This is a genomic window from Bdellovibrio sp. HCB274 (assembly GCF_047306075.1).
GTDB lineage: Bacteria > Bdellovibrionota > Bdellovibrionia > Bdellovibrionales > Bdellovibrionaceae > Bdellovibrio.
In genome coordinates this window covers 1,536,499-1,551,432 of sequence record NZ_CP178623.1, presented here as the reverse complement: position 1 = coordinate 1,551,432, position 14,934 = coordinate 1,536,499, and the positions used below count along the sequence as shown (strand labels likewise).

At 46.8% G+C, this 14,934-nt stretch carries 14 protein-coding genes; 4 read left to right on the top strand and 10 right to left on the bottom strand.

All coding sequences use genetic code 11. The annotated features are described in order from the left end of the window. Positions 1-36 precede the first annotated feature (36 nt). The 3 genes from ACLWNV_RS07570 to ACLWNV_RS07560 all read left to right on the top strand — a co-directional run bounded on the left by ACLWNV_RS07570 (position 37) and on the right by ACLWNV_RS07560 (position 1,996). Positions 37-423, top strand: a complete 387-nt coding sequence (locus ACLWNV_RS07570; RefSeq protein WP_413587324.1) for a hypothetical protein — start codon at positions 37-39, stop codon at positions 421-423. Beyond that, positions 424-963 (top strand): metalloregulator ArsR/SmtB family transcription factor, encoded by a 540-nt coding sequence (locus ACLWNV_RS07565; RefSeq protein ID WP_413587323.1) that lies wholly within the window; start codon positions 424-426, stop codon positions 961-963. Positions 964-1,108: 145 nt separating this feature from the next. Next, positions 1,109-1,996 carry a hypothetical protein gene (locus ACLWNV_RS07560; RefSeq protein WP_413587322.1) on the top strand — a complete coding sequence of 296 codons (888 nt, stop codon included), beginning with the start codon at positions 1,109-1,111 and terminating at the stop codon, positions 1,994-1,996. Between the two features lie 167 nt (positions 1,997-2,163). On the opposite strand, the gene infC is transcribed toward ACLWNV_RS07560, so the two are convergent. Together infC and thrS are read right to left on the bottom strand one after the other, a co-directional pair. Further along, positions 2,164-2,754 (bottom strand): translation initiation factor IF-3, encoded by a 591-nt coding sequence (gene infC, locus ACLWNV_RS07555; RefSeq protein ID WP_413587321.1) that lies wholly within the window; start codon positions 2,752-2,754, stop codon positions 2,164-2,166. Between the two features lie 135 nt (positions 2,755-2,889). Next, positions 2,890-4,854, bottom strand: coding sequence for a threonine--tRNA ligase (gene thrS, locus ACLWNV_RS07550; protein WP_413587320.1), 1,965 nt, complete (start codon positions 4,852-4,854; stop codon positions 2,890-2,892). A 240-nt stretch (positions 4,855-5,094) separates the two neighbouring features. Here thrS and ACLWNV_RS07545 point away from each other — a divergent pair, with 240 nt between their 5' ends. Continuing rightward, the gene (locus ACLWNV_RS07545; protein ID WP_413587319.1) at positions 5,095-5,469 is read left to right on the top strand and encodes a hypothetical protein; all 375 of its coding nucleotides are present in this window, start codon (positions 5,095-5,097) and stop codon (positions 5,467-5,469) included. A gap of 57 nt (positions 5,470-5,526) precedes the next feature. Here ACLWNV_RS07545 and ACLWNV_RS07540 read toward each other — a convergent pair whose 3' ends face one another. From ACLWNV_RS07540 to ACLWNV_RS07505, 8 genes are all read right to left on the bottom strand, one after another. Beyond that, positions 5,527-6,792 (bottom strand): BamA/TamA family outer membrane protein, encoded by a 1,266-nt coding sequence (locus tag ACLWNV_RS07540; RefSeq protein ID WP_413587318.1) that lies wholly within the window; start codon positions 6,790-6,792, stop codon positions 5,527-5,529. Next, positions 6,783-7,337 (bottom strand): hypothetical protein, encoded by a 555-nt coding sequence (locus ACLWNV_RS07535; protein ID WP_413587317.1) that lies wholly within the window; start codon positions 7,335-7,337, stop codon positions 6,783-6,785. The genes ACLWNV_RS07540 and ACLWNV_RS07535 overlap by 10 nt, the downstream gene beginning before the upstream one ends. A gap of 107 nt (positions 7,338-7,444) precedes the next feature. Continuing rightward, a complete protein-coding gene (locus ACLWNV_RS07530; RefSeq protein WP_413587316.1) occupies positions 7,445-7,990 on the bottom strand; it encodes a hypothetical protein in 546 nt (181 codons plus the stop codon). A gap of 116 nt (positions 7,991-8,106) precedes the next feature. Continuing rightward, entirely contained in the window at positions 8,107-9,306 is a 1,200-nt protein-coding gene (locus tag ACLWNV_RS07525) for a molybdopterin oxidoreductase (RefSeq protein WP_413587315.1), read from the bottom strand. A gap of 8 nt (positions 9,307-9,314) precedes the next feature. Further along, positions 9,315-9,896 carry a c-type cytochrome gene (locus tag ACLWNV_RS07520; RefSeq protein WP_413587314.1) on the bottom strand — a complete coding sequence of 194 codons (582 nt, stop codon included), beginning with the start codon at positions 9,894-9,896 and terminating at the stop codon, positions 9,315-9,317. Between the two features lie 2 nt (positions 9,897-9,898). Beyond that, complete coding sequence (locus ACLWNV_RS07515) at positions 9,899-10,423, bottom strand: DUF3341 domain-containing protein (RefSeq protein ID WP_413587313.1); 525 nt, start codon at positions 10,421-10,423, stop codon at positions 9,899-9,901. Continuing rightward, positions 10,423-11,784: an NrfD/PsrC family molybdoenzyme membrane anchor subunit gene (gene nrfD, locus ACLWNV_RS07510; protein WP_413587312.1), complete on the bottom strand. Its 1,362-nt coding sequence runs from the start codon at positions 11,782-11,784 to the stop codon at positions 10,423-10,425. The genes ACLWNV_RS07515 and nrfD overlap by 1 nt, the downstream gene beginning before the upstream one ends. After that, on the bottom strand, positions 11,781-14,924 hold the full coding sequence (locus tag ACLWNV_RS07505; RefSeq protein WP_413587311.1) for a 4Fe-4S dicluster domain-containing protein: 3,144 nt from the start codon (positions 14,922-14,924) through the stop codon (positions 11,781-11,783). The genes nrfD and ACLWNV_RS07505 overlap by 4 nt, the downstream gene beginning before the upstream one ends. Positions 14,925-14,934: the final 10 nt, after the last annotated feature.

Sequence of the window (14,934 nt, the reverse complement as noted above, 5' to 3'; positions counted from 1 at the left end):
CCATTTCGATAGATATCGAATCACAAAGAGGTTGTTATGTTTAACAAGGAAGTATTTAAAAATCATATCACTAAGACTCAGAAAGATATGACCTCTTCTTACAGAGGAAAAATCGACACACACGTCGAGAAGCACGTTATCAATGGTTTGTCGGAAATCTATTTAACAATGGCGGATCGATATGCGCAGGCTGCGGCCGAGGGAGCTGATCTCCCCGTTTTTCAGCAGTTTGCCGATCAGCCAAAAGAGCAGCACGCATATCTTGCGATGCAGGATCTTATTGAGCGTATGGAACTGGATTTTACGCAAAAGCTGGTTCTAAATGTGAAGCATGATATCGAAAAAGACATCGAAATCTGCAAGATTCAGATTTCATTCTTAGATAGCGTTCGCAGACACCTAAACGGGGCAAAAGCACAATAAATGAAAAGTTTGGTTTTACTTAAAGCACTCTCGGATGAATCACGCATCAATATCTTTCGGCTTTTGCTTGAAAGAGATGCCTATATTGAAGTGATCTCAGAGCGTCTGAAGCTTGCCCCCTCCACCGTGTCTTTTCATTTGAAAAAACTGGTGGAAGCGGGCTTGGTTTCCTCTAAGAAAGATCAGTACTACACGATTTATTCTGCCGTCTCCGATTTTGCGGAAATGACTTTGAAAGACTTGGTCCTTGAGGCCGGAGTTAAGCTCAAAGAACAGGACAAGGTCGAAGAGCAATATAAAGACAAGGTCTTGAAGTCTTTTTTTAAGTACGGAAAGTTAACTAAAATTCCCTCTCAAAAAATGAAGCGCGAGTGGGTTCTTGCTCGCGTTTCCGAGAATCTTGCTGCTAACAAGTCTTATACTCCACCAGAACTAAAAGACTTACTTGCAGAAATCTATCCCGACCCAGGGCTTCTTATTACAGAGCTTTCGGCGCTTGGATTTATTAAATCCCAAGACGGCAAATACAAACGCTCCTAGTAACAGTTTCGCAGCGCACGCCCAAAAGGTACGGCGTACCTCTGGGAAGTTTTTTCATTCTTGGCTAGGGGCTTACCAGGGGGATCACCCTATAAACACGTAGGGATGCCCTAGAGGTGGAATGGTCTTCGCACAGTGCTGGGGTATGAAAAAGTCCTTTGTTCTTTGCGGAATTGCAGCCGTTTCTTTGATCACAGCTTTAGGCCTTGCCTATCAGTCCACTCATCCAGAGCATGGTTGCGCGGGGCTTGTACCCGAGAATGATCTTTATATCCCAGCGAATGTTTTCGCTGCTGGTGGTATTAGCAAAGCGCAATTCAATCAGGTTTTGGACCGTATTGAGTCTATCTACCGTCCCGAAATTGAATCTATGGGCGACCGTCTGACTGTGAACCGCTATTGGGATGACGGAACCGTAAATGCGAATGCAACGAAATCCGGGAAAAATCGTGTGATCACTATTTACGGAGGCGTCGCGCGCTTTCCATCTATGGGCATTGAAGGTTTTGCTTTGGCTGTTTGCCACGAGATGGGTCACCACCTGGGCGGCGGTCCAAAGTATGGCGGCAGAAACTCTTGGGGTGCCACCGAGGGTGCAGCCGATTATTATGCCACGCTAAAATGTATGCGCCGTTATCTGGCTGCCGACGACAATGCAACTGCACTTAAGAAATTAAAAGTGCATCCGGTTGCGAAAGCAGCCTGTCAGGCTCAGTTCTCAAATTTAAAAGACCAGCTAATTTGCCAACGCGCTTCCGTTGGCGGCGAACAACTCACTCAAATGCATTCGGCCATCATGGCAACTTACGACAAACCAAATTATGATACTCCAGCGACTTACGAAGTTACTGAAAACTTTCACGAAGAAGGATATCCCTACCCGCAGTGCCGCATGGACACTTACTTTCAAGGCATGCTCTGCAAAGTCAGTGAAAACTCCCGCATGAGTGATACTGATTACAAACAGGGATCCTGCTATTCTCCTGTTCACAAAATCGGCGCACGCCCGCGCTGCTGGTTCTTTCCAAACTAGAATAATAAATGATTGCGCATATCACGGGAGCTGCACTTCATTCGACGCACTGAAAAACCGATCGGTTCTGCAGCGCAAGAATTAGAATCAAAAAATAAAAAAGGCAGCCGGGTGGCTGCCTTTTCTTTTGCAAACGAAGTAAGTCCGTACCTTTTATGGCGAACTTTTTAGTCTTCGTCGTTCTCTTCGACTTCTTTAAGTTCGTCGAGTGCTTTAGTGTCCTGTTTAGATTTGTTCGGATGAGCTTTTTCGTATTCTTTGATTTTCAAAGGATCCGGAGCAAGCATCAGGAACATTTGCTTACCTTCCATTTTTGGCTGGGATTCAACCATGGCAAGGTCATCAACGAAAGCGATCGCTTTCTTGATCACGTCCATACCGACTTCCTGATGGGCCAATTCACGACCCATGAAGCGCAAGGAAACTTTCACTTTATCGCCTTCAAGTAAGAAGCGACGAGCGTGGTTCATCTTGGTTTCAAAGTCATGCTGATCTGTACGAGGGCGCATTTGCACCTCTTTGATCGTCACAACTGTCTGCTTTTTACGGGCTGCAGTTGCTTGTTTCTTTTTCTCGTACTTCCACTTGCCGTAATCCATGATTTTACAAGTAGGAGGAGTCGCTGTTGGAGCGATCTCAAGAAGATCCAGGCCACGATCTTCAGCAATACGTAACGCCTCTGGAACAGTCATAACGCCCAACATGTTACCTTCATCGTCGATAACACGAATTTGTTGAGCACGAATCTCACGATTCACTCTCAAAGAGTCTTTAGAGTCTTTCTTGTTGCGATCAAAACGACCGCCACCGCCGCCTCCAAAATTTCCTGAAAACTTGCTAATGGTAAACCTCCGGGGTTTAGTTAAATTACCAGCGCCACTTAAGTGTGACGACTAGTTTGTCGTTGCAGATTTCGCAAGTGAGCTCTGCAAACTTCTTGTGTTAATATCTGTCGTAATCAATGTCATTACCTGATCCACAGTCAGACCTTTGTGTTCTGAACCGTCTCTCAAACGCAATGAAACCGTACGGCTTTCCGCCTCTTTGTCCCCGACAATAATCATGTAAGGAATTTTTTGAAGCTGGGCCTCACGGATTTTATAATTCAATTTTTCGTTACGGCGATCAAACTCGACGCGAACTTTGTTCTCGCGCAAAGAGTTCTGCAACTCTTCACAGAACGTGTTCACACGGTCCGTAACATTCAGGATTGCAACCTGCACCGGCATCATCCAAGGTGGCAAGTGACCTGCTGTATGCTCAAGGTAAACGCCGATAAAGCGCTCCAATGAACCCAGGATCGCACGGTGAAGCATCACTGGACGGTGTTCCTTGTTGTCTTCGCCCGTGTATTTCAAATCGAATGCCTGCGGCAAGTTCGGATCCACCTGAAGTGTGCCCAACTGCCAAGGACGATTCAAAGCATCGACGAACATGATATCCAGTTTTGGACCATAGAAGGCACCATCGCCAGGATTTAGTTCAAACGGCAAATTCAAAGACTTCAAAGCCTCTGCCAATGCACCCTCTGCCATATCCCAGTACTCTTCACTGCCCATACGGTTGTCTGGACGAGTGGAAAGGAAGATCTTGTAATTGCTCATACCCAGCTTGTCGTAAACACGGTTTAGCAAATTCATGAACTTGGCGATTTCCGCCTGCAACTGATCCATACGGCAGAAGATGTGCGCATCGTCCTGACAGAACGTACGAACACGAGTCAACCCGTGCATAGCGCCTGATTTCTCATAGCGGTGCAAACGACCGAAGTCCGCCATTTTAATTGGCAGATCACGGTAAGAGTATTTCTCAGAGTTATAAAGCAAACAGTGAGAAGGACAGTTCATTGGTTTTGAAGCAAAATCACGCTCGTCCACTTTCGTGAAGAACATGTTTTCTTTGTAGTTCTGATAGTGACCGGAAGTATGGAACAGGTTCACGTCGAAAATTTGCGGCGTGATCACTTCCTGGTAACCCGTCTCGAAATACAATTCACGAAGGTAAGTCTGCAAAGAGTTGTAAACCGTTGCGCCTTTACCAGTGAAGAACGGAGAACCTGGAGCCAGTTCGTTGAAATAGAACATGCCAAGCTCTTTACCCAATTTACGATGGTCGCGTTTTTTCGCTTCCTCGATATTGTGAAGGTAAAGATCCAGATCTTTCTTGTCGTTGAACGCGGTCGCGTACACACGTTGAAGTTGCGCGTTTTTCTCGTCGCCTCTCCAGTATGCGCCCGCTACGGACAACAATTTGAAGGCCTTGATCTGACCTGTGGATTGAATGTGTGGACCACGGCAAAGGTCAAACCAGTTTGTACCATTGAAGTAGATACCAACAACTGTTTCGCCTTTTTTCGCAAGGTCTTCAATCAACTCAACCTTAAAGCGCTCGCCCATTCCTTTGAATGTTTCGATCGCTTTTGCGATGGGCCAGTCTTCGCGGTGAATCGCAAGATCTTTGGAAACGATCTCGGTCATCTTCTTTTCGATTTTTTCAAAATGCTCTTCAGTGAAAGCAAATGGTGAATCGAAGTCATAGTAAAAACCATTGTCGATCACAGGACCGATCGTCACTTTAACTTCAGGCCAGATATCCTGAATTGCCTGGGCCATGATATGCGCGCAGGAGTGACGAACCACTTCAACTGATTCAGGAGATTTGGTGGTGACAAGCGCCACTTTGGTTTGATCTTTCAAAACAGTGCGAAGATCAGAAATTTCAGTTGAACCATTAAGTTTTGCACCAAGAGTTTCTTTAGCCAAACGTGGGCCAATAGACTGCGCCACTTCCAGCGCTGTCGGTTCATGGTCAAAAACCTTCGTCGAGTTATCCGGCAGAATAATTGTAATTTGTGACATTATGATTGCGTGCTCGTGAACGAGCTATTTTTAAGTGAGATAAGTGAAGATTTCAGAGCGAAATTTTGCATCACATTATTAGTAATCCCCGGGGCTTACAGGGTCAAGTGTTCTCGCCGGAAGCCGGTCTCAAATCCATCATGCCACAACGTGTTATTTGGCAGGTTTTGCCAGTTCTGGCTCCCCCACGGACCTTAAAATCACCGATCCTAGGGATGCATTAACCAAAGGGAGGATTCCATGAAAAAAGCAATAATCACCCTAGGGGTTCTGGTATTTTCAGCTGGCGCTGGGGCCGCGGTCGGAAGTTCTGGAGTTGGAACTGGTTCAAACACAGCACCTAATCCTGGACCACAGCAAACGACAGTGACCGGCCCAACCAGCACGACAGTTCAAAACCCTAACAGCCAAAATCCAAGTACCAGTCCTTCGACTTCAACATCGCAGGCTCCGTTTTCAACAGGTCGTCCTTCAACCACGACGGACCCAACTACGACAAACCGCCTGCCTTCATCGAATGACCGGGCTATGCAACAACAGCAACAGCAGCAGCAACAACAAAATCAGCAGAACCAGCAAAGTCCAACACCTAGTTCAAACACTCGTAGCTTTTAAAGAAGTACTTTAACTTAAACTAATAAGGCGCCCTCAAGGGCGCTTTATTTTTTAAAACTAAAACGCCTGATTCACGGAAAAGTAGCCAACCAGATCATCGCCATATGCAATATCGACTCGGAAATCGACCGGATTTTCACGCCCCAAACGATAACGGATGCCCGCTCCGCCCGCCCATAGCAAATCAGTTAAAGTAAATTCTGAGATTTTTCCGATAACGTCCCCGACTCCACCAAAAAGAACATATCCCCAGTGCTTGGCGAAACGATGGCGATACTCGGCTTGAGTCGCCCACAGGATATTGTCGCGGTATTGCCCCGCTTTATATCCCCGCATGTCCTGCCCCTGCCCAAAGACCGCCATGTTATAAAAAGGCACGTCACCGACATTGGCTTCCGTGGCCGCACGAACTGCAATCACATCTTGCGAAAAAACGGTGAAGTATTGGTTGTAACTGACTTTATAGCGTTGAAAGGTGTGATCTCCGCCAAAGTTTTTATCGAAAAACTGCCCCTGAAAATTGGTGTAAATTCCCTCAGTTGGATAAAAGCTGTTGTTACGACTGTCGTATTGTCCCTTAAATCCAGGCAGCCAGTTTTCATCAGTGATTGTTCTGTTCGGAACTTCAACGGGCAATTGATCCAGGTCAAAGGATGTTGTCATCTTGTTATATCCCAAGGTCACACCCAGAAAGAATCCCTCGGCCCATCTTGGTAACACCTGGGCACTCGCAAACCCCACGTCCTGTTCCATCAGAACATACTGATCCCGGGTTCCGGCATCTTTTCCAGTTCCATAGAAGTCCGAGTTTATCTTTGCGGCTCCACCAAAGATATTTAAGCGCCAGCGATCCTCATTCATACGCCCGATGTAGCCTGCCATGGCGCCGTAACTTTTCTTTTGAGTTCCAAAAACCGCCCCCACAGCCATCGAAGGTTTCACATCTTTTGAGGTCGCAAAGATCTTTTGCCCCATCAGGGCCAAACCCCATCCCTGGGACGGATTATAATTTGGAATAGGCGCCAGCACGAGTTCGCCCTTGGATTTTTTCGCCTTGGTTCCTGGCTCCGGCTTATAAAGCAGTTCGGCGTCAGCCTTCGCGTCAGCTTCGGCCTGAGCTTTTTCAGCATCGGTTTCAGCCGTCGGTTGAAAATCCAATGGTGTTTTTTGCGTTGGGTCCAGCATCGGGGGATTGTGCTCTTCAAAATCATTCACGTCAGATCCATAGTTACTGGAACTTTGAATCTGCGCCTGCGCCTGCGATTGCAAAGCGACAATTGGGCCAAATAGAGAAGCAATTAATAGCGCTTTTTTTAACGGCATAATTCAGTCACCCGTCTTAAATCATCAATGTCATCACACTCAAACCGACCCAGCTGCGAACAAATTCTGGTGATGCATCTTGCATCCGGCACGTCATAACAAAGTCTGGTGACATTAAAAAGTTCCCGCTTTTCATCACAAGCAAAGCGATCCATTTGATTGCAAACCAGGGTCACGCATTCCCCGTTTACGCCATCACATTGGCAGGCCACATCCTTGATTTTACGATCCGAGTTGCATTCATGACTTTGCATTTGATCACACACTGCACGCACACAGCGGGCCGTTTCAGGATCTCGCGGATTGCAATATGGCGGTTTAGCTGGGGGACGCGGCGGAGGCGAGCCCGATCCCGGAGGTTGAGATGGATCATCTGGCAAAGGCAATGGCAGAGAAAAAGTTCCGCTGGTCAGCTGCTCATAGATTTGCAGCTTTTGATAGTTAGCACGAATTTGTCGATTGTCGGCATCAGAGGCCATCGCATGCAGGCTGCCCAGGAATAACAACAAGCTTAACACTCTGGTGATAGCATGGGGTGATTTCATCTTGATTCCTCTGTTGCTTAAATTTCAACAGACTAAACCAGAGTCGATCAACCTTGCGATTCCCAGAGTGGAAAAATGCAAAAGGTGCGCTAAATACTAAAGCGCCCTTATTTTGTTTCTTCAGCAGTGGCCGCTGGAGTTACTGCTGCGGCTGGCGGCTCGGACTGAGGAATGTTGGCATTCTTAAACAGATCCTTCAGCACGCGCGGGTTTCCGGCAGCATCAAAATCATATGTTTTACTTCCATCATAACCACGCAGGTGATTGCACTCGTAGCTAAGGGCATAATCAAAAGTCTTGCCACCCTTTACGACGCGAATCCCGTAACGCGGATTAAAACAGCCCGGCAAGGCAAGTCCGTCCTTGAAGGATTCTGCAGCGTCTTTGAATTCCAGAGCGGCTTCGGTCACGTCTTCGGGTTGGAGTTTAATTTCGCCCAAAATTTTATAGCCATGAAAATCAGTGGCCCCAGAACCTTTTTGGGCCGGATCCAAAGAATATACGGTCGCGGATTGAGGTTCCTGCAGATGATTCAGGAATGCCATTTCAGCCTTTGCAGCTTTGATCTCTTTGGTCGCTTCCAAAGAATCATACTTCCAGTCACAGGCAGCCACAGCAGCAATAACAATCAAAGTTCCGATTAAATACTTCATGAAACTCTCCAACCAACGAACCGTTTAAAGAAACGGTTCAGATACTATAATGCATGAAACGACAAAAGCCACCCTTGGGGTGGCTTTTGTTAAGAGTCCAGCGTTAACAGCAGGACCTAGTAAGCAACGTGGTGATTCAAAGCCTCGTGCATACGAGGATCTTTGATTGGCACCAGATTGTGCTTCGTCCAGAAGCCCATAATGCAGTGAAGGAACAATCCCGCGAAACCAGCAAAGATACCAATTTCCCAGAAGCCAAACACTACGTGACCGTGGTTAAAGTTTGGATAAACCATCCAGTAGATGTCCACGTATTGCATTACCAATACCAATGTGGAGATCAACAATACGTTCATGTCGTTTCTTTTCGCATCACGAGGAAGCAAAGCCAGGAATGGAACCACAAAACGGAAGATCAAAAGACCTACAGAAATCGGCATCCAACCATCCAAAGATCTCATGATGTAGTATTCAGTTTCCTCTGGGATATTCGCATACCACATAAGCATGAACTGAGAGAACGCAATGTAAGCCCAGAAGATGGAGAAACCTTTTAGGTACTTCACAACGTCATGCTGGTGCTCAACAGTTACGTAACCTTTTACAAGGCCGGAACGTCTCATGAACACGATCACGATCGCAAGGAACGCCATGCCCGCCTGGAACATACCAGAGAAGCAATAGATCCCGAAGATCGTCGAGTACCAAGTTGGCAACAACGACATGATCAAATCCACAGAGAAGAATGAGAACGCCAAAGCGAAGAAGCAGATAAAGCCGACTGCCGGGCCCACGTTTTTGTGAGTCAGATTGTCGTCACCAGACTGATCCTGCTTCAAGGAGTTACCAACCATAACCCATTTGAAAATCATGCAACCCACAACGAAGATCAGCAAACGAATCACGAAGAACGTCGGATTCAGGTAAGCTGTTTTAGCTGCGATCACAGGGCTTTCAGCAAGAACTTTAGGATCTGCCCAGATGAACAGATTCTTAAAGCCGAACAACATGATCAAACCGAACACCAGGATGTACGGAATGAAAGAAGTCGTCGCTTCAGCGAAACGACGGATAGAAACTGACCAACCCGCTTTCGCAGTGTTGTTGATCGCTACCCAGAAAAGTCCGCTCAAGCCCATGCAAGAGAAGAAGAAGAAAGAAACAAGGTAAGAAGTCCACAAACGGTCCTGGTTTTTTAGCAAACCCACTGCGAAAGTGATCAGACCGATCGCCATCAAAACAAAGCTCAAAGTTTTAAGCTTTTGTGGCGCTTCAAATTTACCCAAATGTAGATCTACGTGTTTATGTTCACCCATACGTAATCCTATTTACCATCACGCTTCTCTAGGAAGCGAATGTAGTTAACAACCTGCCAACGATATTTTTGCGGAATGTGAGATGCGTAAGGACCCATCACACCCTGTCCCACTGTAATCACGTGGTAAAGGTGAGCATCCGGCCAGCCTTTCACTTTATCGCTCAACATTGGAGGTGGCTTCAAAGCCATTTTCGCGGAAACAACGGACTTCGCAGCCTCGCCGCCTTCGCCTTTATAACCGTGGCAAACTGCACAGTTAGTTTCATAGTATTTTTGACCTACCAACAAAGTCTCTTCATCCATTTTGCCTGCAAGTGGATTTTTAAGGTTCTTGATAGCACCTTCAAGATCCGTTGCATAACGGTATGGTTCGAAACCCTGTGGAACCGTTCCTTCTGGAGGAACGCGCATGCCAGAGTGATGAGGAGATGTTTCGTCGTACTCCTGAGCTTTGATCGCCGGAGACTCCATCATATCCTGAATAATTTCGACGTTTGGTTTGTTGCCGCGAGGACCACAGCTTGTCAGCGCGAACGCTGCCAAACCTGCTGCTGCTACACCCATTGTTACTTTTACGAGGCTTCTCATCTCTAGTACTCCGTCTTCTTCACTTCAACTGCGCCCAGCTCTTTGAACATGTTCGTAAGCTTGGTTTCGTCATAGATGGAATCGTTGTGTGGAACAAAAATCGCAAACTTATGGCAGCTCAAATCCGGATCAATGATCGGCGGATCGATGCGAGGCATTTTGCACGCATAGAACAAAGCGCCTACAGATGAAAGAGCCGCGAACAAGATAGTCAATTCGAACATGATAGGTACGAATGCTGGCAACGAGAAGAACGGTTTACCACCGATATTCACGGCCCAGTTCACCGCTGATGTCCAGTAAGTCAGACCCAAACCAGCAGCCAGACCCACGCAACCTGCAACGAAAGTTACATACGGAATCCAGGAACGTTTGATGCCGCATGCTTCTTCCATACCGTGAATTGGGTATGCAGAGATTGCTTCAAACTTATTGGAACCAGATTCACGCATCTTGGTTGCAGCCTTCAAGATTTTTGCCTCATCCAAAAAGATGCCAGCAATACCTTTAGTATATTGAGCAGCCATTAGTGGTGCCCTCCTTCAGTGTCATAACCAACGTGTAGAACAGGCTTAACCTCTGCGATAGAAACCGCTGGGAACAAGCGCAAGTACAACAAGAACAGTGTCAGGAACATACCGAACGAACCAACAAGTACGCCCGTATCCCACCATGACCATTGGTACATACCCCAGTTCGCCGGCAAGAAGTCGCGGTGAAGAGAAGTAACCGTGATCACGAAACGCTCGAACCACATACCGATGTTAACGAAGATTGAAACCACGAACATCACAGGGATAGAACGACGGAAACGTTTGAACCAGAATACCTGCGGAGACAATACGTTACACGAAACCATGATCCAGTATGACCAAGCATAAGGACCGAAAGCACGATTCACGAATGCAAAACGCTCGTATGGGTTACCAGAGTACCAAGCGATAAAGAACTCAGACGCATACGCGTAACCAACCAGCATACCAGTGGTCATGATGATCTTATTCATCACTTCCATATGGTCCAGAGTTACGTAGTTTTTGAATTCAGGGAAACCGATACGCACCAAAGTCATCAACGTCACAACCATCGCGAAACCGGAGAAGATCGCACCGGCAACGAAGTATGGAGGGAAGATCGTCGTATGCCAGCCTGGCAAGTTGGAAACCGCGAAGTCGAAGGATACGATCGTATGTACGGAAAGAACCAGTGGAGTCGAAAGACCCGCTAGCAACAAGTACAACATTTCGTAGTGCGACCAGTTTTTCGCAGTCCCTCTCCAACCCAAAGAAAGCGCGCCGTAAACAGTTTTACGCAATTTGTTTTTCGCACGGTCTTTGATAGTTGCAAAGTCAGGAACCAAACCGATGTACCAGAATACCATGGAAACCGTCGCGTATGTAGATACGGCGAAAACGTCCCAAAGAAGTGGTGAACGGAAGTTAACCCACAATGGACCACGTTGATTCGGATACGGGAACAACCAGTAATCCAACCAAGGACGACCTGTATGCAGCAACGGGAACAGACCTGCTGTCATAACGGCGAAAACCGTCATGGCCTCAGCAGTACGGGCTACCGATGTTCTCCACTTTTGGCGGAACAGGAAAAGTACCGCAGAGATCAGTGTACCGGCGTGACCGATACCGATCCAGAATACGAATGTAACGATCATCGTACCCCAGAATACCGGATGAGTTACACCCAGCAAACCGATACCGATACCCACCACACAGGCAAGGATCACGATGTAAAATAGAAGCAAAGTTTTTGCTCCAAGGAACATTCCTACCCAACCTTTGGATGGGAATCTTTCCAATGGAGCACAGATATCATCACTGACATCTTTCAAAGACTTATTGCCAAGGACTAATGGGCTGCGCTTAATCATGAGTGCTCACCTTGTTTTGCAGTACCGTGACCATCGTGGCCACCAGTTGATTCTTTATCATTGTTACGGATTTTGGAAAGGTAGCGAACAGATGGTTTAGCATGCCATTCTTCAAGCAATGCATAACCACGCTCTTTCTCTTCTGCTTTCCAGATTTTTGCCACTTCACTGTTTGGATCATTCAAGTCACCAAACACGATACCGCCTGTTGGGCAGGAAGTTTGACAAGCTGTTTTGATATCGCCGTCTTTCAACTGACGCTTTTCATTACGAGCTTGAGTTTTCCCATCCTGGATTCTTTGCACGCAGAACGTACATTTTTCCATCACCCCGCGAACACGAACACCAACAGATGGATTCAAAGCCATGTGCATTGGTTTTTCGATCAGCTTCGCGTAGTTGAACCAGTTGAAACGACGTACTTTGTACGGGCAGTTATTCGCGCAGTAACGAGTACCCACGCAACGGTTGTAAACCATGTCATTCAGACCTTCATCTGAGTGAGCCGTAGCAATAACCGGACATACTGTTTCGCAAGGAGCGTTGTCACAGTGTTGGCACATTACCGGTTGGAAGATCGCTTCAGCATTTGCGATGTCGCCTTGGTAGTAACGGTCGATACGCAACCAGTGCATGATACGGCCTTCAAGAACGTACTTCTTACCAACAACAGAGATGTTGTTTTCAGACTGACACGCGATTACGCAGGCAGAACAGCCTGTGCAAGTGTGAAGATCAACAGCCATACCCCATTTGTGACCAGAGTACTGGTGACCAGACCAGATGTTCCAAGTGTTGTGTCTGTGGATGCCAGCGGATTTATCTTTAGAGTAGTCCTTCAAAGACGCTTCAGCAGCGATTTGACGGCCTTCCATAGAGAAGTTTCCAGAAGTACCCGCTAGATCATATTTTTTACCAAGTTTTGTGAATGTCGCCGTTTGACCGGAGAAAATCACTTTGCCTGCTTTATCAACAGCTACGAACTCGTTCATGTTTTTACCAACGCCATTCGCAACTTTACCAGCGCGAGTGCGTCCGTAACCAACAGCAGCAGCCATAACTTCGTCATGCAGACCCGGTTGGATGTAAACTGGAAGATCGACAGACTTGTCACCCACTTTAAGAGTGATCATAGAACCTGTTTTCAAACCGTTCTTTTCAGCCATACCGATAGAGATCATCACGTAGTTGTCCCAAGTCAGCTTCGTCACTGGATCTGGAAGCTCTTGCAACCAACCTACGTTGGCAAGAGAACCGTCCATGATCGCCACTTTAGGGTAAAGAACAAGTTCCATACCTTCTTTAGCAGCTGCTGGCTTGATCGAAGTGAATGCATCCACTTTGAAAGAGCGTGAACCAAAGCCACGGGACAATTCGCCCACGTAACCTTTTTGCAGAGCTTCCAACCAGAAATCTTCAAAGCCTGCGCCTTTACCGTATTTCGGGTGGATGTCTGATTTCCAGTAAACTCTCAAGTAGTCATAGAATGTTTCGTAATCACGAAGACGTGATGGACCTTGTTTCGCCATGAACGCCCAAGTCATCAAAGACAACTGGAACGAACGAGTGTCGTACATAGGACGGATTGCTGGTTGGCAGATGGAGACAACACCTTTACCAATTTCCAGATCATTCCAGGATTCCAACGCGTGGTTGTCTGGAGTGATGTAATCAGCGAACACACCTGTTTCGTCAACACGGTCACCTGTGTAGATAACCATTTTAACTTTCTTAACCGCTTCAGCAAAACCCATTGCTGATGGCAAAGAATAACCAGGGTTTACTTTGTGCATGATCAACGTTTGAACTTTGCCGTCTTTCATGTCCTGGATTAACTGAGCCATGTCAGCGTAAGACGCCGTCAAAGCTGTGTTACCAGATTTCGCATCAACAGTTTTACCGTCATTTTCCAAAACGGAGTTCAACATGTTCACTGCTACTTGAAGCTCAGTCGCTTTGTCAGTCAAAGTCGTGATACCACCGGCAACAACCAATGATTCACCTTTGTTTGCCCAAAGATCAGAAGCCACTTTTGCAAACATCGCAGCATCGATACCCAATTTTTTTGCAGTGTCTGCAAATGGAGCCAATGCGGATTTTACATTGCCGTTACCAGCGTATGATGAAAGACCTTTCGTCACGATGATTTCGTGAAGAAGACCCATCACAACATCTAACTGCTGGGAAGGCTTGATTTTGAAACGGATATCAGAGTTCGCACCCGTCAATGAGTAGTTGGAATCGAAAGAAACCATACGGCTCATGTTCTTGATGTCTTTACGACCCTGAGTGAACTGATGCGTGTATGCAGTCGTATTCAACCAAGTACCCAGGAAGTCCGCGTCGATAGACACGATCATCTTAGCTTTGTCGAACCAGTACTGAGGCACAACATCGTCACCGTAAGCGGCTTTTTGACCGTCACGGATCTCTTCGTGAGCGAAGGCATCCCAAACCACAGTTTTCGCTTTGAAACCCTGAGCAAAGTCAGAGATCACGGCGCGAGTGGATGGAGAAGCGATTGGACCTGAAAGGATAGCCACGCCACCTTTAGCCAATTGCTCGACAACTTTTTTATCCAGATCTTCCCATTTCACATCGATGATTTGAGAGTTGGATTTCTTTTCATTGAAAAGATTGCGTTTAGGACCTTGCAGTCTTTCCGGATCATAAAGGGACATCAACGTCGCTTGGGAGCGCGCGCTCAAGCCGCCTTGGGTGAACGGATGTGCAGGATTTGATTCGATGTGAATCGGACGACCTTCGCGAGTTTTGATAAGCAAGCCCATCGCATCGCTACCGTCGAAGTAAGCAGAAGAATAGTAATTCGCCTGACCAAGAGTTACCTCTTCAGGCATTTTATTGTATGGAACGATCTTTTGCACCGGACGACGTACGCAAGACGCTGTCGCCATAGCCAAAGAGGCACCCATCAATTTCAGGAACTCACGACGTGCCCAACCGTCTTCGCCATCGCTTTCACGAAGCGGAGAGGATTTGAATTCAGTCTCTGCTCTTTCCTGGAATTCAGTACCACCGATTTTTTCCTCGATAGTTTCCCAGAATTTAGTGTCACGCACGATTTTCGGGCGCAACGCTTTTTTCATCTCTAATTCATTATCAGTATGCATTTCAGACATAATACCTTCC